This window comes from Microbulbifer sp. 2205BS26-8 (assembly GCF_030731025.1).
GTDB lineage: Bacteria > Pseudomonadota > Gammaproteobacteria > Pseudomonadales > Cellvibrionaceae > Microbulbifer > Microbulbifer spongiae.
On sequence record NZ_JAVAMR010000195.1, the window covers coordinates 1 to 438 of the forward strand.

At 48.2% G+C, this 438-nt stretch carries 1 protein-coding gene; it reads right to left on the minus strand.

Annotated elements, in window-relative coordinates:
* Positions 1–73 precede the first annotated feature (73 nt).
* Positions 74–438, minus strand: a 365-nt coding sequence (locus Q5Y71_RS17235) for an ATP-binding protein (protein WP_306043299.1), incomplete at its 5' end; no start/stop codon positions are given.

The following is a 438-nucleotide window of genomic DNA, read 5'->3' on the forward strand; positions in this document are numbered from 1 at the left end:
TTGCACTTAAAACTGACCCGGGATTTGCACTTAATATTGACCCATCTCGATTGCCAGATTATGGCGTAGTTTTCTATAGTTTTCTGTTCTTTCTGCCCTCCCGATTGATCGTTGATTGTTTTAACCGATAGCTGTCATTACCCGTCTCTAGGATATGGCAGTGATGGGTTAAGCGATCTAGCAATGCCGTCGTCATTTTTTCGTCGACAAACACCGAGGACCACTCCGCAAAGCTTAGGTTGGTGGTGATGACGATGCTTGTGCGCTCGTAAAGCTTGCTGATCAAATGAAACAGCAATGCGCCGCTAGCCTGACTGATCGGCAGGTAACCAAGCTCGTCCAGAATGACCAGATCGGTGTGGATCAAGCGATTGGCCAGACGTCCCTGCTTTCCACCCTGCTTTTCTTGCTCAAGTGCATTCACCAGTTCAATCGTGG